The sequence below is a fragment of the Enterobacter sp. R4-368 genome (assembly GCF_000410515.1).
GTDB lineage: Bacteria > Pseudomonadota > Gammaproteobacteria > Enterobacterales > Enterobacteriaceae > Kosakonia.
On the sequence record NC_021500.1, the window covers coordinates 4,039,677 to 4,060,453 of the forward strand.

Annotated in this window: 17 protein-coding genes; 10 read left to right on the top strand and 7 right to left on the bottom strand. The window is 54.9% G+C overall.

The window, feature by feature from the left end; genetic code table 11:
* Positions 1-26 precede the first annotated feature (26 nt).
* The 4 genes from relA to eno all read left to right on the top strand — a co-directional run bounded on the left by relA (position 27) and on the right by eno (position 6,490).
* Positions 27-2,264, top strand: a complete 2,238-nt coding sequence (gene relA / locus H650_RS18815; RefSeq protein ID WP_017458746.1) for a GTP diphosphokinase — start codon at positions 27-29, stop codon at positions 2,262-2,264.
* Between the two features lie 64 nt (positions 2,265-2,328).
* Positions 2,329-3,120, top strand: coding sequence for a nucleoside triphosphate pyrophosphohydrolase (gene mazG, locus H650_RS18820; protein WP_020456661.1), 792 nt, complete (start codon positions 2,329-2,331; stop codon positions 3,118-3,120).
* A gap of 352 nt (positions 3,121-3,472) precedes the next feature.
* Positions 3,473-5,110 (top strand): glutamine hydrolyzing CTP synthase, encoded by a 1,638-nt coding sequence (gene pyrG / locus H650_RS18825; protein WP_020456662.1) that lies wholly within the window; start codon positions 3,473-3,475, stop codon positions 5,108-5,110.
* Positions 5,111-5,191: 81 nt separating this feature from the next.
* Positions 5,192-6,490 (top strand): phosphopyruvate hydratase, encoded by a 1,299-nt coding sequence (gene eno, locus H650_RS18830; RefSeq protein WP_020456663.1) that lies wholly within the window; start codon positions 5,192-5,194, stop codon positions 6,488-6,490.
* A 62-nt stretch (positions 6,491-6,552) separates the two neighbouring features.
* On the opposite strand, the gene H650_RS18835 is transcribed toward eno, so the two are convergent.
* Complete coding sequence (locus tag H650_RS18835) at positions 6,553-7,662, bottom strand: SDR family oxidoreductase (protein WP_020456664.1); 1,110 nt, start codon at positions 7,660-7,662, stop codon at positions 6,553-6,555.
* Between the two features lie 299 nt (positions 7,663-7,961).
* Entirely contained in the window at positions 7,962-8,897 is a 936-nt protein-coding gene (locus H650_RS18840; protein WP_020456665.1) for a TPM domain-containing protein, read from the bottom strand.
* 198 nt (positions 8,898-9,095) lie between these two features.
* Between H650_RS18840 and queE the strand changes: the two genes are divergently transcribed.
* Positions 9,096-9,767 carry a 7-carboxy-7-deazaguanine synthase QueE gene (gene queE, locus H650_RS18845; RefSeq protein ID WP_020456666.1) on the top strand — a complete coding sequence of 224 codons (672 nt, stop codon included), beginning with the start codon at positions 9,096-9,098 and terminating at the stop codon, positions 9,765-9,767.
* Between the two features lie 213 nt (positions 9,768-9,980).
* A complete protein-coding gene (locus H650_RS18850) occupies positions 9,981-10,766 on the top strand; it encodes an SDR family oxidoreductase (protein WP_044489573.1) in 786 nt (261 codons plus the stop codon).
* Positions 10,767-10,864: 98 nt separating this feature from the next.
* Here H650_RS18850 and queD read toward each other — a convergent pair whose 3' ends face one another.
* Positions 10,865-11,227 (bottom strand): 6-carboxytetrahydropterin synthase QueD, encoded by a 363-nt coding sequence (queD, locus tag H650_RS18855; RefSeq protein WP_017458754.1) that lies wholly within the window; start codon positions 11,225-11,227, stop codon positions 10,865-10,867.
* Positions 11,228-11,584: 357 nt separating this feature from the next.
* On the opposite strand from queD, the gene cysJ reads away from it, so the two are divergent.
* From cysJ to cysH, 3 genes are read left to right on the top strand one after another with little or no spacing between them, the layout of a single operon-like run.
* Positions 11,585-13,390, top strand: a complete 1,806-nt coding sequence (gene cysJ, locus H650_RS18860) for an NADPH-dependent assimilatory sulfite reductase flavoprotein subunit (protein WP_020456668.1) — start codon at positions 11,585-11,587, stop codon at positions 13,388-13,390.
* The gene (gene cysI / locus H650_RS18865; RefSeq protein ID WP_020456669.1) at positions 13,390-15,102 is read left to right on the top strand and encodes an assimilatory sulfite reductase (NADPH) hemoprotein subunit; all 1,713 of its coding nucleotides are present in this window, start codon (positions 13,390-13,392) and stop codon (positions 15,100-15,102) included. The genes cysJ and cysI overlap by 1 nt, the downstream gene beginning before the upstream one ends.
* 54 nt (positions 15,103-15,156) lie before the next feature.
* The gene (gene cysH / locus H650_RS18870) at positions 15,157-15,891 is read left to right on the top strand and encodes a phosphoadenosine phosphosulfate reductase (protein ID WP_017458757.1); all 735 of its coding nucleotides are present in this window, start codon (positions 15,157-15,159) and stop codon (positions 15,889-15,891) included.
* Positions 15,892-15,925: 34 nt separating this feature from the next.
* Here cysH and hpxZ read toward each other — a convergent pair whose 3' ends face one another.
* The 4 genes from hpxZ to ggt all read right to left on the bottom strand — a co-directional run bounded on the left by hpxZ (position 15,926) and on the right by ggt (position 19,659).
* Positions 15,926-16,309, bottom strand: a complete 384-nt coding sequence (hpxZ, locus tag H650_RS18875; RefSeq protein ID WP_020456670.1) for an oxalurate catabolism protein HpxZ — start codon at positions 16,307-16,309, stop codon at positions 15,926-15,928.
* A complete protein-coding gene (locus H650_RS18880) occupies positions 16,306-17,682 on the bottom strand; it encodes an AtzE family amidohydrolase (RefSeq protein ID WP_020456671.1) in 1,377 nt (458 codons plus the stop codon). The genes hpxZ and H650_RS18880 overlap by 4 nt, the downstream gene beginning before the upstream one ends.
* Positions 17,683-17,880: 198 nt before the next feature.
* Positions 17,881-18,066, bottom strand: a complete 186-nt coding sequence (hpxX, locus tag H650_RS18885) for an oxalurate catabolism protein HpxX (protein WP_020456672.1) — start codon at positions 18,064-18,066, stop codon at positions 17,881-17,883.
* Between the two features lie 9 nt (positions 18,067-18,075).
* Positions 18,076-19,659, bottom strand: a complete 1,584-nt coding sequence (ggt, locus tag H650_RS18890; protein WP_020456673.1) for a gamma-glutamyltransferase — start codon at positions 19,657-19,659, stop codon at positions 18,076-18,078.
* Between the two features lie 117 nt (positions 19,660-19,776).
* On the opposite strand from ggt, the gene H650_RS18895 reads away from it, so the two are divergent.
* Positions 19,777-20,616: a MurR/RpiR family transcriptional regulator gene (locus tag H650_RS18895; protein WP_020456674.1), complete on the top strand. Its 840-nt coding sequence runs from the start codon at positions 19,777-19,779 to the stop codon at positions 20,614-20,616.
* The last annotated feature ends 161 nt before the right edge of the window (positions 20,617-20,777 follow it).

The following is a 20,777-nucleotide window of genomic DNA, read 5'->3' on the forward strand; positions in this document are numbered from 1 at the left end:
GGCCCGGTCCCTGAAAGGAGAGGACAATGGTTGCGGTACGCAGTGCGCATTTGAACAAAGCGGGTGAATTCGATCCGGCCAAATGGATCGCGAGTCTGGGCATCACCAGTCAGCCGTCGTGTGAACGCTTAACCGAAACCTGGGCATATTGTCTGCGACAAACACAGGGACATCCGAACGCGGAATTACTGCTGTGGCGCGGCGTCGAGATGGTGGAGATCCTCTCCATGCTGAGCATGGATACCGACACGCTGCGTGCGGCGCTGCTGTTCCCGCTGGCCGATGCGGAAGTGGTCAGCGAAGAGGTGCTGCGCGAAAGCGTCGGCACGTCGGTGGTCAACCTGATCCATGGCGTACGCGATATGGCGGCTATCCGCCAGCTGAAAGCCACCCACACCGATTCCGTCTCCTCCGAACAAGTCGATAACGTTCGTCGTATGCTGCTGGCGATGGTGGATGATTTCCGCTGCGTAGTTATCAAGCTGGCGGAACGTATCGCTCATCTGCGCGAAGTGAAAGATGCGCCGGAAGATGAGCGCGTACTGGCGGCGAAAGAGTGTACTAATATCTACGCCCCGCTGGCGAACCGGCTGGGCATCGGACAGCTCAAATGGGAACTGGAAGATTACTGCTTCCGTTATCTGCATCCGGCGGAGTACAAACGCATCGCCAAGCTGCTGCACGAACGCCGTATCGATCGCGAACACTACATCGACGAATTTGTCGGGCATTTGCGTGCCGAAATGAAGACCGAAGGCGTCAAAGCGGAAGTGTATGGCCGCCCGAAACACATCTACAGCATCTGGCGCAAAATGCAGAAAAAACACCTCGCCTTTGATGAGCTGTTTGATGTGCGCGCCGTGCGTATCGTCGCCGAGCGTTTACAGGACTGCTACGCTGCGCTCGGGATTGTCCACACCCATTACCGTCATCTGCCGGATGAGTTTGACGACTATGTTGCTAACCCAAAGCCGAATGGTTACCAGTCTATCCACACGGTAGTGCTTGGACCGGGCGGGAAAACCGTTGAAATCCAGATTCGTACCCGGCAGATGCATGAAGATGCAGAGCTTGGCGTCGCTGCGCACTGGAAGTACAAAGAGGGCACCGCTACCGTTGGCGGCCCGCGTTCGGCGCACGAAGACCGCATTGCATGGCTGCGTAAACTGATCGCCTGGCAGGAAGAGATGGCCGATTCCGGCGAGATGCTCGACGAAGTTCGCAGCCAGGTATTCGACGACCGTGTGTATGTCTTTACCCCGAAAGGCGATGTGGTGGACTTGCCTGCAGGTTCGACGCCGCTGGATTTTGCTTACCATATTCACAGCGATGTCGGGCACCGTTGCATCGGCGCGAAGATCGGCGGGCGCATCGTACCGTTCACTTATCAATTGCAGATGGGCGATCAGATCGAAATTATCACCCAGAAGCAACCGAACCCAAGCCGCGACTGGCTGAACCCGAACCTGGGCTATGTGACCACCAGCCGTGGACGCTCGAAGATCCACGCCTGGTTCCGCAAACAGGATCGCGACAAAAATATTCTTGCGGGGCGTCAGATCCTCGACGACGAACTGGCGCATCTTGGCATCAGCCTGAAAGAGGCGGAAAAATTCCTGCTGCCGCGCTACAACTTTAACGAACTGGACGAGTTGCTGGCGGCGATTGGCGGTGGGGATATCCGTCTCAATCAGATGGTGAATTTCCTGCAGTCGCAGTTCAATAAACCGAGCGCGGAGGAGCAGGACGCCGCCGCGCTGAAGCAGCTGCAACAGAAAACGTACACGCCGCAAAGCCGCAGCAAAGACAATGGCCGCGTCGTTGTCGAAGGCGTAGGCAATCTGATGCACCATATTGCGCGTTGCTGCCAGCCGATCCCGGGGGACGAAATCGTCGGGTTTATTACTCAGGGGCGCGGGATCTCTATTCACCGCGCCGACTGCGATCAACTGGAAGAGCTGCGTAACGTGGCGCCGGAACGTATCGTTGATGCCGTCTGGGGCGAAAGCTACTCGGCGGGTTACTCGCTGGTGGTGCGCGTCACGGCGAATGACCGTAGCGGTCTGCTGCGCGACATCACCACAATTCTCGCCAATGAGAAGGTGAACGTGCTCGGCGTCGCCAGTCGCAGCGACACCAAAGAACAGCTGGCCACCATCGATATGAATATCGAAATCTACAACCTGCAAGTGCTGGGCCGCGTGCTCGGCAAACTCAACCAGGTGCCGGACGTCATCGACGCTCGCCGCCTGCACGGTGGCTGATTTTCTCTTCATCCGAGCCTCGCCTTGATGGGCGAGGCTCAACACTTATTACCAGGAATTTCTCATGACTCAAATCGATCGTCTGCTCGGGATTATGCAACGCCTGCGCGACCCGGAAAACGGCTGCCCGTGGGACAAAGAGCAGACTTACGCCACCATTGCGCCTTACACGCTGGAAGAGACGTACGAAGTGCTGGACGCTATTTCGCGCGAAGATTTTGACGATTTACGCGGTGAGCTCGGTGATCTGCTGTTCCAGGTGGTTTTTTATGCGCAGATGGCGCAGGAAGAAGGGCGTTTCGGTTTCAACGACATTTGCGCCGCTATCAGCGACAAACTGGAGCGTCGTCACCCGCATATTTTCGGTGATGCGCATGCGGGAAACAGCACGGAAGTGCTGGCGCGTTGGGAGCAAATTAAAAGCGAAGAGCGTGCAGAAAAATCTCAGCACTCAGCGCTGGACGACATTCCCCACAGCCTGCCTGCGCTGATGCGCGCGCACAAAATCCAGAAACGCTGCTCTACCGTCGGCTTTGACTGGACGTCGCTTGGCCCGGTGCTTGATAAAGTGTACGAAGAGATCGACGAAGTCATGGACGAAGCCAAACAAGCGGTGGTTGATGAAGCGAAACTGGAAGAGGAAGTCGGCGATTTGCTCTTCGCGACCGTCAACCTTTCGCGTCATCTTGGCGTCAAAGCAGAAGTGGCGTTGCAAAAAGCCAACCTGAAATTTGAGCGGCGTTTTCGCGAAGTTGAGCGTATTGTGCGCGAACGCCGTCTGGAAATGACCGGTGTAGATCTGGAAACAATGGAAAATGTCTGGCAACAGGTAAAACGCCAGGAACATGATCTTTAAAGCATTTGTTCCAGTAAGCGCGATTTGTGTGATTTTTTAAATAACAAGCGCTTGATTTGCGTCAAAAACATTTACCCAAAAGTGGCTATTTTCACACTCCTTAAGTTTGTTGAAATGCCTTGAGAATCGCCTCTTCGAGTAATTCGGGTCGCAGCAAGGCGGCAACCGAGCGAATCTTCAGACGCAGCGAAATGCGCCGCGTCTGGGGTGAGTGACAGAAGCCAATGCAGATGCGGCCTGAAGAACAGAGGAGAGGGGCAATGAAAGTTTGTGGCGTAGACCATCATCGGGTATACTGCTTTCCCGTCCTGGTTATTCCATCGTCTTTTAAACCTAACTTCTCAGGTTCAGCATGACAACGAACTATATTTTTGTGACCGGCGGGGTCGTATCCTCTCTGGGTAAAGGCATTGCCGCAGCCTCCCTGGCAGCCATTCTTGAAGCCCGTGGCCTCAACGTCACCATGATGAAATTGGATCCGTACATTAACGTCGATCCAGGGACTATGAGTCCAATCCAGCATGGTGAAGTGTTCGTTACCGAAGACGGCGCTGAAACCGATCTGGATTTGGGTCACTACGAGCGTTTTATCCGCACCAAAATGACCCGTCGCAACAACTTCACCACTGGTCGTATCTACTCCGAGGTTTTGCGTAAAGAGCGTCGTGGCGACTATCTGGGTGCAACCGTACAGGTTATTCCGCACATCACCAACGCGATTAAAGAGCGCATTATTGCCGGTGGCGAAGGCCATGACGTTGCGCTGGTAGAAATCGGCGGTACGGTGGGTGACATCGAATCCCTGCCGTTCCTTGAAGCTATCCGTCAGATGGCGGTAGAAGTGGGCCGCGAGCGCACTCTCTACATGCACCTGACGCTGGTGCCTTATATGGCGGCTTCCGGTGAGGTGAAAACCAAGCCGACGCAGCACTCTGTTAAAGAGCTGCTCTCTATCGGTATTCAGCCAGATATTCTGATTTGCCGTTCCGATCGCGCGGTTCCTGCTAATGAACGCGCAAAAATTGCTTTGTTCTGTAACGTTCCAGAAAAAGCTGTGATTTCTCTGAAAGACGTCGATTCCATTTATAAAATCCCGGGCCTGTTGAAATCCCAGGGGCTGGACGATTATATTTGTAAACGATTCAGCTTGAACTGTCCGGAAGCAAACCTGGCCGAATGGGAACAGGTTATTTACGAAGAAGCGAATCCGTCAGGCGAAGTCACCATTGGTATGGTCGGTAAGTACATTGAACTTCCGGACGCATATAAATCGGTTATTGAAGCACTGAAACACGGTGGTCTGAAAAACCGCGTAACCGTCAACATTGAGCTGATTGACTCGCAGGATGTTGAAACGCGTGGCGTAGAGATCCTGAAAGGTCTTGATGCCATTCTTATCCCTGGCGGCTTCGGCTACCGCGGTGTGGAAGGCAAGATCGCCACCGCACGCTATGCGCGTGAAAACAATATTCCTTACCTGGGTATTTGCCTGGGTATGCAGGTTGCGTTGATTGAATTTGCTCGTAACGTAGTCGGAATGGAGAACGCCAACTCCACGGAATTTGTGCCAGACTGTAAATACCCGGTTGTGGCGCTTATTACCGAATGGCGTGACGAAGACGGCAACGTTGAGCAGCGTTCGGAGAAGAGCGATCTCGGTGGCACCATGCGCCTCGGCGCACAGCAGTGCCAGCTTGGTGATGACAGCCTGGTTCGCCAGCTGTATGGCGCGCCAACCATTATTGAACGCCATCGCCATCGTTACGAAGTCAACAACATGCTGTTGAAACAAATCGAAGCTGCGGGTCTGCGTGTTGCGGGCCGTTCCGGGGATGATCAGTTGGTCGAGATCATCGAAGTGCCGAATCATCCGTGGTTCGTCGCTTGTCAGTTCCACCCGGAATTTACTTCTACGCCGCGTGATGGACATCCGCTGTTTGCCGGTTTTGTGAAAGCCGCCAGCGAGTATCAGAAGCGCCAGGCGAAGTAAAAAAGTTACAACAGCAACGCGTACCATCGGTACGCGTTGTTTGTCTGGAGTTTTAGTTTAACTTGTACTGAGGAAAACCTAATGTCCAAAATCGTTAAAGTCATCGGTCGTGAAATCATCGACTCCCGTGGTAACCCGACTGTTGAAGCCGAAGTACACCTGGAAGGTGGTTTCGTAGGTCTGGCTGCTGCGCCGTCAGGTGCTTCCACTGGTTCCCGCGAAGCGCTGGAACTGCGCGATGGCGACAAATCCCGCTTCATGGGTAAAGGCGTACTGAAAGCGGTTGGCGCGGTTAACGGCCCGATCGCTCAGGCAATCATGGGTAAAGACGCGAAAGACCAGGCCGGCATCGACAAAATCATGATCGATCTGGATGGTACCGAAAACAAATCCAACTTCGGCGCGAACGCAATCCTGGCTGTTTCTCTGGCTACCGCTAAAGCTGCTGCTGCTTCTAAAGGCCTGCCGCTGTACGCACACATCGCTGAACTGAACGGCACCCCGGGTAAATACTCCATGCCGGTTCCGATGATGAACATCATCAACGGTGGTGAGCACGCTGATAACAACGTCGACATTCAGGAATTCATGATTCAGCCGGTTGGCGCGAAAACCCTGAAAGAAGCTGTACGTATGGGTTCAGAAGTGTTCCATAACCTGGCGAAAGTACTGAAATCCAAAGGCATGAACACCGCTGTGGGTGACGAAGGCGGCTACGCGCCGAACCTGGGTTCCAACGCAGAAGCACTGGCTGTTATCGCTGAAGCGGTTAAAGCTGCGGGCTACGAGCTGGGCAAAGACATCACTCTGGCGATGGACTGTGCAGCATCTGAGTTCTACAAAGACGGTAAATACGTTCTGGCTGGCGAAGGCAACAAAGCGTTCACCTCTGAAGAGTTCACTCACTTCCTGGAAGATCTGACCAAACAGTATCCGATCGTTTCCATCGAAGATGGTCTGGACGAATCTGACTGGACTGGCTTTGCTTACCAGACCAAAGTGCTGGGCGACAAAATCCAGCTGGTTGGCGACGACCTGTTCGTAACCAACACCAAAATCCTGAAAGAAGGCATCGAAAAAGGCATCGTTAACTCCATCCTGATCAAATTCAACCAGATCGGTTCTCTGACCGAAACGCTGGCTGCGATCAAAATGGCGAAAGACGCTGGCTACACCGCTGTCATCTCTCACCGTTCTGGCGAAACTGAAGACGCTACCATCGCTGACCTGGCTGTTGGTACCGCTGCAGGCCAGATCAAAACTGGTTCTATGAGCCGTTCTGACCGCGTTGCTAAATACAACCAGCTGATTCGTATCGAAGAAGCGCTGGGTGAACAAGCGCCGTTCAACGGTCGTAAAGAGATCAAAGGCCAGGCGTAATCGCTAAGCGTTGATCAAATAAAAATGCCAGTCAGTTGACTGGCATTTTTTTGGGCTTTTGACTACTTAAAGTCGACTTCCATCTGCTGCGGAATCGTCAGACCGCGCGTTGTCTGCACGCAGCGGGCGATATAATCGGTAAAGCGCGGCGGCTTCGGCATACCCATGCTGAGCAGCTTGTCATTGCTGAAACGCACGTTAAGCGTGGCAAATGCTCCGTAAAGACGCATCGCTTTCAGCATCAGGCGCTCGTTGCACGGCCCGAAGATATCCTTCAACTCGCGGCGCATTTTCACCAGCGTTTCATAGCTCACCTGCGCGTATTTATCGCCAACCGGGGCTTTTTCCAGTGCCTTCGCCATTGCCCTGTCGATATCGGCAAAGCGGACGCTATTCTCTTCCCCGGCCGAGATATGCACCACTTCACCCTGTGCAATCTCTCCGCTAAGCAGCATCAGCAGCGCGTCGGCGCAGTAATCCACCGGGATCACATCCACGCGATCTTCCAGCGAACACATAAATTTTTGCAGCATCAGTCCCATGCTGAACACCCAGAAGATACTGGTAGACGGGGTGCAGCCATGGCTGGTATGGCCGACAACAATCGACGGACGTGCGATCACCAGCGGCAACTGCGGGCACTCTTTGCGCATCAGTTGTTCGATAGTGGATTTGGAGTGCGTATAGGTCACCAGATGCTCGGCATTCTCGCGAAACTCGCTGCTTTCCGGTACCAGTGAATCCGGTTCCGGGGTGCATGACATCGCGGTGCCCACGTGCAGAAAACGCTGTAACCCGGCAACTTGCGACATCCGGCGTGCAAACGTCAGCGTGCCTTCCACGTTGACTTTCCAGACCAGCGGATTGTTACCAAAAGAGGCCACCGCTGCGCAGTTCAGTACGTGGGTGACATTTTCCAGCCGTGGATCGGTAATAAAACCTTCTGGTTCGCCCAAATCACCGAGCAGGATCTGCGACGTTGAAAGTGAGTTCAGTACCTCATCACTGAGGTTGAACTTGCGCATATTGCTTTTAACGCGCGCAAGCCCGGCTTCGCTATCTTCGGCACGAACCAGCAGCAATAAATTCATCGGTAGATTGTCGTGAAGAATTTTTTCTAATACCGCCCCGCCAAGAAACCCAGTGACACCCGTAATCAATAATGTATTCATCAACGCTTTCTCATCATGGTTGTTCTGGCGGATTGTAGGCACAGAAAGCTAAACGCCATATCAATAAAATGGCGTACAAAAACGGGGTTTCTTAAGCTGGTTTTAAGGAAGAAAACGCAGGGGATTTGTCTACGACAACCAATAAAATAAAAAGATTCCGTCACGCTGTGGGAAATATTTATATCGATGATATTTAATGGATTATTTTTATTTTGTTAGCCTGCAAATTATTTATAAATTCAATTCAAAATGTAAAATAAATAATATCTGGTTACACCATTTCTTTTGCGCTTTATGACTCACCAGTTCCCCGAAGCGCCGCCGCCGTCACTCGAACCGCCACCACCACTAGAACTGTCGCTACTGCTATGGCTGGAACTCTCGCTGCTGGTATAAGTGGTCGTGTCGGTGCTGGTCTCGCCTCCACGCGAATAAGTAAGTTGCCTGCTCTCACGATATTTTTGCCGGCCTGCGGCGGTAAGCCGCTGCGGGTAAATCAACCATACGCACAAAATCATCAGCAAAATAAAGGCGGGCACGGCAGCGCAGAATATCGTAAAAGGCAGCAGCAAAGGGTGTTGTTCACTGTAAGCGAACAAAATCACGGCCAGAGGGCAGGCGATAAGAAACAGTCCTGTCAGCGTGAGGATTTTGCCTTTGACCGTCAGGGCAATGATAACCACCGCCAATATAATTAAACTCTTCCACAGGGAAAACCAGGCAGCCATTTGCTCGAAAAATGACGGGGGTTGAGCTTTGGGCAGTGGCTGGCTGGCAAGCACGGTGCTGATCCCCTCAACGCCGCGCACAATTCCGGTATTCAGGTCATGCCGGAAGGCTGGAATCATATATTCATCAATGATTTGCTTCGCCAGCGCGTTGGTTAACATGCCCTCAAGGCCGCTTCCTACCTCGATACGCACTTTTCTGTCCTGCCAGGCGACCAGCACCAGCACGCCATCATTACGCCGGGCATCGCCAGGCCGCCAGCGGTTAAAAACCGCGTTAGCAAAGTGTTCAATGGTTTCGCCATTTGTCGTGGATATCAGCAGTACGGCGGTTTGCGTACCCGTGCGGGCATTCAGATCGCTCACCTGCCGGATAAGCGCCTTACGCTGCCAGAGGCTTAACTGATTTTCGGGATCGTTAACCACGCCATTCATCGGTGGAACAGGCACAGCCAGCGCCGGAAGGGTAAAACTCAGCACCAGCAACAGGGCCAATATGCGCGCCATTTGCATCATCCTTGCGGGGCAAACCAGAGAAAGTACCGCCATAGGATAGCGGCTGATAGCAGGTAATGACAATTTGCCATAACTGATAGTTTTCATTATCAGCAGGTTAAATAGCCCGCCGTGCGCGGCGCAAATGGCACATGATCCCCTGCGGGTTATCTGCAATAATGGCGTTTTTCCCTGCTAATAAGAGCGACGATGCAGTACCCGATTAACGAGATGTTCCAGACCCTGCAAGGCGAGGGTTACTTCACCGGCGTTCCCGCCATTTTTATTCGTTTACAGGGATGCCCGGTTGGTTGCGCCTGGTGCGATACCAAACACACCTGGGATAAGCTCGCGGATCGGGAGGTTTCGCTGTACAGCATTCTCGCAAAGACCAAAGAGAGCGATAAATGGGGCGCGGCAAGCAGTGAAGATCTGCTCGCCATTATCCAGCGCCAGGGCTGGACTGCGCGCCATGTGGTGATTACCGGCGGTGAACCCTGCATTCACGATCTCACCCCGTTGACCACATTGCTGGAGCACAACGGCTATAGCTGTCAGATTGAAACCAGCGGCACGCACGACGTTCGTACGTCGCACGCCACCTGGGTCACCGTATCGCCGAAAGTAAATATGCGCGGCGGTTATGATGTCCTCCAGCAGGCGCTGGAACGCGCCGATGAGATTAAGCACCCTGTTGGCCGCGTGCGCGATATTGAAGCGCTGGACGAGCTTTTGGCGCAGCTGCACGATGATAAGCAGCGGGTAATCGCCTTGCAGCCGATAAGCCAGAAAGAGGATGCGACACGCTTGTGTATTGAAACCTGTATTGCCCGCAACTGGCGGCTGTCAATGCAGACGCACAAATATCTCAATATTGCTTAATAAAAAACCGCCGCTGGCGGGTTTTTTATTAATACGCAAGCTAAATATTGGTGATTATTCCGAAGTAAATTGTGGTGGTAATTTAAATTTGACCTTTATCAAATGTAACATTGTTTTACTGTGATAGAAGTCATTCGTTGTTTTATCTCTCAAAATAAGTTTGTCTCATTATTATGAGGTTTCGCTTTTTCTAAAAGGATTTTGGAACAAGTAATGTCAATAAGATCAATTAATAATTTCTCAATGAGTTTTTTTTCCTTGCAGGGTAAAACTGCGATTGTCACCGGTGGTAATAGTGGGTTAGGGCAGGCATTTTCTGTCGCACTGGCGAAAGCGGGGGCAAATGTTTTTATTCCCGCTATCAGTGATGACAGCGGGGAAACAGAAGAAGCCATTAAGCAGCAGGGGGCAGAAGCTGAATTCATGGCGATTGATATCACTGAAAAAGATGCGCCAAAAAAAATTATTGCCGCCTGCTGCGAACGTTTTGGTACGGTTGATATCCTGGTAAATAACGCGGGCATCTGCAAAATGAATAATGTCTGGGAGTTTAATCGCACTGATTGGGATCCGATGATTAACGTGAATCTGACAGCCGCCTTTGAATTATGTCATGAAGCGGCAAAAGTGATGGCGAAAAACCTTCGCGGAAAAATTATCAATATTTGTTCGGTGCGTTCATTTTTAGGTCAACAGGGATCTCCCGCCTATTCCGCGACAAAACATGCGCTGGCCGGTTTAACAAAAGCCTATTGCGACGAATTAGCGCAATTTAATATTCAGGTAAACGGTATTGCGCCGGGATATTTTTCCACGGATATCACGCAGATCATTCGTAACGATCGCAAACAATATAAATGGGGAATTGATCACACACCGGCTATGCGCTGGGGAGATACGCAGGATTTAATGGGCGCAGTCATTTTTCTCGCCAGCCGCGCCTCAGATTATGTAAATGGTCATTTACTGGTCGTTGATGGCGGCTATCTGGTGCGTTAAATAGACCGGAGAGGGTGAGCGGAGCAGATAAAGCGTGGACAAATGTGCTGTCAACCCGCAGGGCTGGCCGGCTCGCAGGTTGACGGTACGAAAATCGTTTATTCGCCGCGATAAACACAACCCGCCGTGCAGGTCTCTTTTACCATCACCGCGCTCAGCAGCGGCACCACCGGTTTCATCTGATCCCAAATCCATTTCGCCAGCACTTCGCTGGTGGGGTTTTCCAGCCCTGGGATCTCATTCAAATAGTAGTGATCCAGGCGCTCGTAAAGCGGTTTAAACGCGGCTTTCAGCTCGGCGAAGTCCATAATCCAGCCGGTATAAGGATCCACCTCGCCGGTGATCTCCAGGCGCACCATAAACGAGTGGCCATGCAGACGACCGCATTTGTGCCCCTGCGGGACATGCGGCAGGTGATGAGCGGCTTCGAAAGTGAAATCTTTAAACAACGTGGTCGACATAATGAACTCTCAGGCTTCCAAAAAAACCGCCGCATGGTAGCGGAAATGACCTTTTTTAGCATTAATTAAAATCACTAAAAGCGGTTACGACAGAAGCCGAACCGCAATACATTCGTTTTATCAATATAATTCAATAAGTTATTTAACCTGTTTTAGTGTTATCAACTATAACTAAAACAGGTTAGTCCATTTGGTTATTTATTATTTCCAACCTTTCTTTAATTGTTATTATCCCCACCGTTAACCTTAGTTTCACTTCACTTTTTTAAAATTATATCCCCATGGATTTCGCGGCGTTGGCGCGTTCACAGGCTGCGCGAAAGACGAAAGGGAATTGCTACTGGAACAATACGACGCATGACGACCCAGGTCCCACCTTCCGCGTTGCTTCCGCTTAGCCCGGAGCAACTGGCGCGCCTCCAGGCGGCCACCACTGATTTAACACCCACCCAGCTCGCCTGGGTTTCCGGCTATTTCTGGGGCGTGCTGAATCAGCAGCCAGCTGGCGCGGTTGCCGCTGCGACGCCGGTCGCAGAAGCGTCCTCTATTACGCTGATTTCCGCCTCGCAGACCGGTAACGCCCGCCGTGTAGCCGAAGCGCTGCGCGATGATTTATTGGCCGCGAAACTCAATGTTACGCTGGTCAACGCGGGCGACTACAAATTCAAACAGATCGCCAACGAAAATCTGCTGATCGTCGTTGCTTCAACGCAGGGTGAAGGCGAAGCGCCGGAAGAAGCTGTTGCGCTGCATAAGTTCCTGTTCTCGAAAAAAGCGCCAAAACTGGATGGCACCGCTTTTGCGGTCTTCGGTCTGGGCGACACCTCGTATGAGTTTTTCTGCCAGGCCGGGAAAGATTTTGACAGCAAACTGGCTGAGCTGGGGGCTGAACGTCTGCTGGATCGCGTCGATGCCGATGTGGAGTACCAGGCCGCCGCCGCAGAGTGGCGCGCCCGTGTGGTTGAAGTGCTGAAAGCCCGTGCGCCAGCCTCTTCGCCTGTGCAAGCTGCTGTTGCCGCCAGCGGTGCGGTGAATGAAATCGTCTCCAGCCCGTACACCAAAGAAGCACCGCTGAGTGCAAGCCTGTCGGTTAACCAGAAAATCACCGGGCGTAATTCAGAAAAAGATGTGCGTCATATCGAGATCGATTTGGGCGACTCCGGTCTGCGTTACCAGCCGGGCGATGCGCTCGGCGTCTGGTATCAGAACGATCCTGCGTTAGTCAAAGAGCTGGTTGAACTGCTGTGGCTGAAAGGTGATGAGCCCGTCACGGTCAATGGCAAAACCCTGCCGCTTGCCGAAGCGTTGCAGTGGCATTTCGAGTTGACGGTCAACACCGCCAATATTGTGGAAAATTACGCCACCCTGACGCGCAGCGAATCGTTGCTGCCGCTGGTCGGTGATAAAGCGCAGTTGCAGCACTACGCCGCGACCACGCCGATTGTCGATATGGTGCGTTTCTCTCCGGCGCAGCTGGATGCGGACGCGCTGATTGGCCTGCTGCGCCCGCTGACGCCGCGCCTTTACTCTATTGCCTCTTCGCAGGCAGAAGTGGAGAGTGAAGTACATATCACCGTTGGCGTGGTGCGTTATGACGTCGAAGGCCGCGCCCGCGCGGGCGGTGCCTCCAGCTTCCTCGCCGATCGCGTAGAAGAAGAGGGCGAAGTTCGCGTATTTATCGAGCATAACGATAATTTCCGTCTGCCGGCGAACCCGCAAACGCCGGTGATTATGATTGGGCCGGGCACCGGTATTGCGCCGTTCCGCGCCTTTATGCAGCAGCGCGCCGCCGATGAAGCGCCAGGCAAAAACTGGCTGTTCTTTGGCAACCCACACTTTACCGAAGATTTCCTCTACCAGATTGAGTGGCAGCGCTATGTGAAAGAGGGCGTGCTGAACCGCATCGATTTGGCCTGGTCCAGAGATCAAAAAGAAAAAGTTTACGTACAAGACAAACTGCGCGAACAAGGCGCGGAACTGTGGCGCTGGATCAACGACGGCGCGCACATTTATGTCTGCGGCGACGCCAATCGCATGGCGAAAGACGTTGAGCAGGCTTTACTGGATGTGATTGCCGAATTTGGTGGCATGGACACCGAAGCGGCGGATGAATTTTTAAGTGAGCTGCGCGTTGAGCGCCGTTATCAGCGAGATGTCTACTAATGAGCGAAAAACACCCCGGCCCACTGGTGGTCGAAGGCAAACTGACCGACGCCGAACGCATGAAACGCGAAAGCAACTACCTGCGCGGTACGATTGCGGAAGATTTGCATGACGGTCTGACCGGCGGCTTCAAAGGCGACAACTTTCTGCTGATCCGTTTTCACGGCATGTATCAGCAAGACGATCGCGATATCCGCGCCGAGCGTGCTGAGCAAAAGCTGGAGCCGCGCCACGCGATGATGCTGCGTTGCCGCCTGCCGGGCGGCGTTATTACCACCAAACAGTGGCAGGCGATTGATCAATTCGCCCATGACAACACCATTTACGGCAGCATCCGCCTGACCAACCGTCAGACGTTCCAGTTTCACGGCATTTTGAAGAAAAATGTGAAACCGGCGCATCAGATGCTGCACTCCGTTGGGCTGGACGCACTGGCGACCGCCAACGACATGAACCGTAACGTGCTCTGTACCTCGAACCCGTACGAATCTGAACTGCACGCTGAAGCCTACGAATGGGCGAAAAAGATCTCCGAACATCTGCTGCCGCGCACCCGGGCTTATGCTGAGATCTGGCTCGATCAGGAAAAAGTGGCCACCACGGATGAAGAGCCGATCTTAGGCCAGACTTACTTGCCGCGTAAGTTTAAAACCACGGTGGTTATCCCGCCGCAGAACGACATCGATCTGCACGCCAACGATATGAACTTCGTGGCGATTGCGGAAAACGGCAAGCTGGTGGGCTTTAACCTGCTGGTTGGCGGCGGTTTGTCTATCGAGCATGGCAATAAGAAAACTTACGCCCGCACGGCGAGCGAGTTCGGTTATCTGCCGCTGGAGCACACGCTGGCGGTCGCGGAAGCGGTGGTTACGACGCAGCGCGACTGGGGCAACCGTACCGATCGTAAAAACGCCAAAACCAAATACACCCTTGAGCGCGTGGGCGTTGAAACCTTCAAAGCGGAAGTTGAACGCCGCGCCGGGATCAAATTTGAACCGATCCGTCCGTATGAATTTACCGGTCGTGGCGATCGCATCGGTTGGGTGAAAGGCATCGACAACAAATGGCACCTGACGCTGTTTATTGAAAACGGCCGTATTCTGGATTACCCGGGACGACCGCTGAAAACCGGCTTGCTGGAAATTGCGAAGATCCACAAAGGCGAGTTCCGCATTACCGCTAACCAGAACCTGATCATCGCCGGTGTGCCGGAAAGCCAGAAAGCGAAGATCGAAAAACTGGCGCGCAGCCACGGGCTGATGGACGCGGTAAAACCGCAGCGCGAAAACTCCATGGCCTGTGTGTCATTCCCGACCTGCCCGCTGGCGATGGCGGAAGCCGAGCGTTTCCTGCCTTCGTTTGTCGATAAAGTCGAAGCGCTGATGGAAAAACACGGCGTGGGCGATGACCATATTGTGCTGCGTGTGACCGGCTGCCCGAACGGCTGCGGTCGTGCGATGCTGGCGGAGATCGGACTGGTGGGTAAAGCGCCGGGACGCTATAACTTGCATATCGGCGGTAATCGCAGTGGTACACGCATTCCGCGCATGTACCGCGAAAACATTACTGAATCCGAAATCCTTGGCGCTATCGACGAACTGGTCGCACGCTGGGCGCACGAGCGTGAGGAGGGCGAAGGTTTTGGCGACTTCACCATCCGCGCTGGAATTATCCGCCCGGTGCTCGATCCGGCGCGGGATTTCTGGGAATAACGCCTGATTCCTTCCTCCCCGATCGGGGAGGAAGAGGTGATAAGAGAGGTCAATATGTCCGTACTCGATCTGAACGCGCTAAACGAGCTGCCCAAAGTAGACCGCATACTGCAGCTTTCTGAAACCAACGCGCAGCTTGAGAAACTCAGCGCTGAAGAGCGTGTCGCCTGGGCGCTGGAAAACCTGCCGGGTGAATATGTGCTCTCCTCAAGTTTTGGTATTCAGGCGGCGGTGAGCCTGCATCTGGTAAACCAGGTGCGTCCGGATATCCCGGTGATCCTCACCGATACCGGCTACCTGTTTCCGGAAACCTACCAGTTTATCGACGAGCTCACGGATAAGCTCAAGCTGAACCTGAAAATCTACCGCGCCGAGCAGAGCCCGGCCTGGCAGGAGGCACGCTACGGCAAGCTGTGGGAGCAGGGCGTTGAAGGGATTGAAAAATACAATCACATCAACAAAGTTGAGCCGATGAACCGCGCGCTGGCCGAACTGAACGCGAAAACCTGGTTCGCCGGGCTGCGCCGCGAGCAATCCGGCAGCCGCGCCACATTGCCGGTGCTGGCAATTCAGCGCGGCGTGTTCAAAGTGCTGCCGATCATCGACTGGGATAACCGCACGGTCTACCAGTATCTGCAAAAACACGGGCTGAACTACCACCCGCTGTGGGATCAGGGCTACCTTTCGGTGGGCGACACGCATACCACCCGCAAATGGGAGCCAGGCATGGCAGAAGAAGAGACCCGCTTCTTTGGCCTGAAACGCGAATGCGGGCTGCACGAAGGTTAATGTTCTCCCTCTCCTTTACCGGAGAGGGCTATTGTTACCCCATCACACTCACATGCGCCGCCACAATGCGCCAGCCCCACGGGAACTTCACCCAGGTCTGCATCTGACGGCCAATTTTCTCGCTGTTTTCCCGCGTAAACTCGGTGCTCGCTACCGCCATATCATCGCCAAAAGTGGTGATAGTGGTATTGCGTAGCACGCGCTCAAGCCCGCTTGAGGGGCGAGCGTTGCGAAAATCGCGGATCGCGGCAATGCCGTACAGGTTTTCGGTGGCGCCGTAACGCACGGTGCGTGCGTCATCCCAGAACAACTCGTCCAGCACATCGATATCGTTGCTGATAAGCGCCTGCTCATAGCGGTAAAACGCGGTGGTCACTTCATTGAGGATCGCCGGGCGATCAACATTATCTCGGGTCATGCTGCATCCTGTGGAAAAAGAAGACCGGCCTGCTCCAGCCGCCATGCCGCCTGTAAACAGCGCGCTTCCTGCCAGGGCGCGCCAATAATCTGTACGCCTGTCGGTAAACCGCTGGCGGTTTTCAGCGCCACGGTGACCACCGGCAAGCCAAGAAAGGAGATTGGCTGCGTCAGCATCCCCATGCTTGCTTTTATGGGTAAATCGACACCATTGATATGCATAGTCTGTGCGCCAATCGGCGTGGCACAGCAGGGCGTTGCCGGGGCTAACAGCAGATCAACGTCATCGAATAGCGGCAATGTTTTGTCGCGAAACCAGGCGCGGAAGCGCTGTGCCTGCGTGTACCAGGCCGAGGGGGTCATCGCGCCCGCCAGCAGGCGTTCGCGCGAATTGGGTTCGAACGCGTCAGCGTCGGTGCGCAGGGCGGGTAAATAGTGGTTGCCGCCTTCCGCTGCCGACAGCAAAAAGGCCGCCGTTCGCGCCAGTTCCGCTTCCGGCAGCGTTATCGCATTGTCAGCATTCAGCGCTCGCGCGACACGGGCAACGGCCTTGCGCGCATCATCATCGCACCAGGTGGTGAAATACCCCTCCAGCACGGCGCAGCGCAGCCTGCTTTCCCCATGCAACTGCGGCAAGGCGGCATCACTGGCGCGATCGGACTGCCAGCGATCGTCGGGATCGTGACCCTGCAAAGCGTCATACACCTGCGTTAAATCCTCAACGCTACGCGCCAGCGGGCCGATATGATCAAGGCTGGCGACAAACGGATGGCTACCGCTACGCGACAGACGGCCAAATGTCGGTTTCAGCCCGTTAATACCGCACAGGGAGGCGGGTACGCGAATTGATCCGTTGGTGTCACTACCGAGCGAAAAATTGACCATCCCCGCGGCGACAGCTGCCGCCGAACCGCCGGACGAGCCGCCCGCGATACGCTCTGGATCGCGTGGGTTGCGCGTTGCGCCGTAGTGGCTGTTTTCGGTGGTAAAACCATAGGCGTAGGCATCCATATTCAGCGCCCCGGCGAGCATCGCGCCCGCGCGCGTCAACTGGCGAAGTGCGAAGGCATCTTCCGTAGCTGGTGGCTGCTGGCTGAAGAGTTTCGCCCCGGCAAGCGTGGTGACACCTTCAACATCAAACAGGTTTTTTACTCCATACGGCACGCCTGCCAGCGCGGGCAATGCTTCGCCCTTCGCGATTTGCCGGTCGATTTGCGCGGCCTCAGCCAGCATTCGCATAGCAGTGATGGCGGTGAAGGCGTTGATGCGTGAATTGTCGCGCTCAACGTGCGCCAGCGTCTGCTGCGCCAGTTCACAGGCGCTGAAGGTTTTTTCCCGCAGACCGCGCCGGATATCAGCAATCGATAAATTCATAGCCGGTACTCTCCTGCGCATTGCTGGCGATGCGCCAGTTCTCTAACGCTAAAGTTTATTTCCGCAGATCCCGCTGCAAGATCAGCAATCGATAAATTCATAACCGGCACTCTCCTGCGCTTTGCTGGCGATGCGCCAGTTCTCTGACGCTAAAGTTTTTCTCCCGCAGACCGCGTTGGATATCAGCAATCGATAAATTCATAACCGGTACTCTCCTGCGCCTTCCTGGCGATGCGGCAGCGTAAAGGCCATCAGCGGTTGCGCCATCGCGGCGATTCTGGCGAGCTGGATTTCCAGTTCGGCGCGGCGTGCATCATCCAGCGGGACATCAAGCAGTTGTTCCATCAGTCGGATATAGGTCGGCCAGTCAAATGGTGTATTCATCATTGCTCCTTAAAACCCTGCTGCGCTGCCGTTACTGCGCGGATCGTAAGCCCCTTCCAGCATGCCGCTGGGGTGGCGCACAATCGCCCCTGCGTGCCCGGTGGCTTCGCTCATTCCCGGCAACCACTCAACGTCATGGCCCAGCGCGCGCAGCGCCTGAAATGTCTCTTCGCTAAAGCGTCCTTCCAGTTTCAGACTATCGGAAAGCTGCCCCCACGTGCGGCCCAGCAACCAGCGCGGGGCGCAAACCGCCTCCTGCAGCGGCATACCCTGCATGACATGGCGGGTAAAAATAGCGGCCTGCGTTTGCGGCTGCCCGTCACCTCCCATGGTGCCGTAAACCAGCGTGCGCCCGTCTTTCAGCCGCGCGGCGGCGGGGTTTAAGGTGTGGAACGGCTGTTTGCCAGGCATCAGCGCCAGCAGATGTGCCGGATCGAGGCTAAAGGCCGCGCCACGGTTTTGCAGCAGCACGCCACTTTCCGGTAGCACCACGCCGCTGCCAAATTCGTGATAAATACTCTGGATAAACGACACCGCCAGCCCGTTTTTGTCGATAACTCCCATCCACACGGTATCGCCTGGCCCTTTCCCCTGACCCCAGGGCGCGGCGCGTTGCTCATCAATGCTGGCCGCCAGTTGCTCCAGCGGCGCTTGTTCCAGCAGGCTCTGTACCGGCAGCGTGACGTGGCGCGGATCGGTGATGTAGCGATCGCGCAGGGCGAAGGCTTTCTTGGTCGCTTCCACAATGCGGTGAATGGTCTGCACGTCGCTGGCCTGCGCCATCTCCAGATGGTCGGTAATGCCGAGGATGGCCAGCGATACCAGCCCCTGTGTCGGCGGCGTCATATTGAAAATTTCGCCCTGGCTATGGCTGAGCTTCAACGGCACGCGGCGCTGGGCGCGATGGTTCGCCAGATCCTGGGCGGTCACGGGCAAACCCAACGTCTGCATTTCACGGGCGATCACCTGCGCCAGCGAGCCACGGTAAAAGTTCTCCAGCCCTTCGGTGGCAAGCTGGGTCAGCGTGCGGGCGAGTTTCGGCTGGCAAAAGCGGCTGCCGGCCAGTGGGGCGTTGCCTTGCGGTAAAAAGGTGTCTGCAAAACCGGGGATATCCACCAGTTCCGCATATTTACTTTGCGTAGCGCTGGCCTGCGACTGGGTCACCGGGATGCCGTCGGCGGCGTAGCGGATCGCATCGGCCAGTAACCGTGAGAGCGGAAGCTGCCCGCCACCGAGCGTGGCGGAGACCTTCAGCGCCTCATCCCAGCCGCTGAGCGTGCCGGGTACGGTCAGCGCAGCAAGCGTACCGCGATGGGGAATATGTGCGTGACCGGCATAAAATTCGCACGTTGCGTGTTGTCCGGCCGCGCCGCTGGCGTCGATGGCGAGCGGTTCACCTTCTGGCGGCACAATCAACCAGAAGCCATCGCCACCGATGCCGTTCATGTGCGGGTAGGCTACTGCAATCGTTGCTGCTGCCGCCACCATCGCTTCAATCGCGTCGCCGCCGTGGCGCAACACCGACAACGCCGATTCGCTGGCGAGATGGTGCGGTGTCACCGCCATGCCGGAGGGGGCCATATTACTTTGCATCGTCACGCTTCCTGTTTTTGCGGGTAAGTGCAGAACACTAAGCAAGAGCTGTTCCAGATTGACGACAGGCGTTTCACTGTGTCAGCTTAGCCTGAAACAAAAGTTGCAGGAGAAGCTATGCAGCAGCTGGATGAGCGTTTACGGGCGAGCTTTGACGAGCTATCCCCGCAGGAACAACGGGTTGCCTCGTTTATCATCGATCATTTCGACGATCTGGTGAGCTATAACAGCGCCGAGCTGGCGCGCTTGAGCGGGGTATCGAAAGCGACTGTCAGCCGCTTGTTTAAGCGCCTCGGCTACGATCGTTTCAAAGAGATGCGCGATGAACTGCGCACGCTGCGCCAGAGCGGTATGCCGTTGACCGAGAACCGCGACGCGGTGCAGGGCAACACATTGCTGGCGCGCCATTACAAGCAGGAGATGGCGAACCTGACGCTGTGGGTCAATACGCTGGATGCCGGGCAATTCGCCGAAATCGTCACCGCGCTTAATACCGCGAAGCGGGTTTTTATTTTGGGGCTGCGTAACAGCGCCCCTGTGGCGTTACACCTGCGCCAGCAGCTGCTGCAAAGCCGTGGTCAGGTGCTGCTGATGCCGCAGCCGGGGCAGACGCTGGCGGAAGAAGTGGTCGATATCACTCCGCAGGATATGGTGGTGGTGGTGGCGTTTCGCCGCCGCCCGCGCGTGGTGCGCCCGCTGCTGGCGGTGTTGCATCAGCAGGGCATTCCGCTGCTGGCAATCAGTGAGCCGCAGGCGGCCAGCATTAAGCCGCTGTGCCGCTGGCACATCGGTTTGCCGCTGGAGAGCGTCTCCGCGTTCGACAGCTACAGCAGCGCCATGAGCCTGGTTAATTTGCTGTCCAATGCCGTGCTGCACACCGCGCTGAGCGAAGGGCGTCAGCGCATTCACCACATCGCTTCCCTGTACGATGAACTGGATGAGCTTGAACACCGTTAATGCACCATAAAGGTGCTTTTGCACCATCCTGATGTGTTATGACGGGGCGTTAAGCGCTCCGTTTTCTTATGGTTTTTGGCATGAAATAGCGGCTATCCAGCGCTGGTGTCGTTTTTTTGTCTGTGGCACATTAGTTGCAGAAATTAATTCAAAGAATCTTT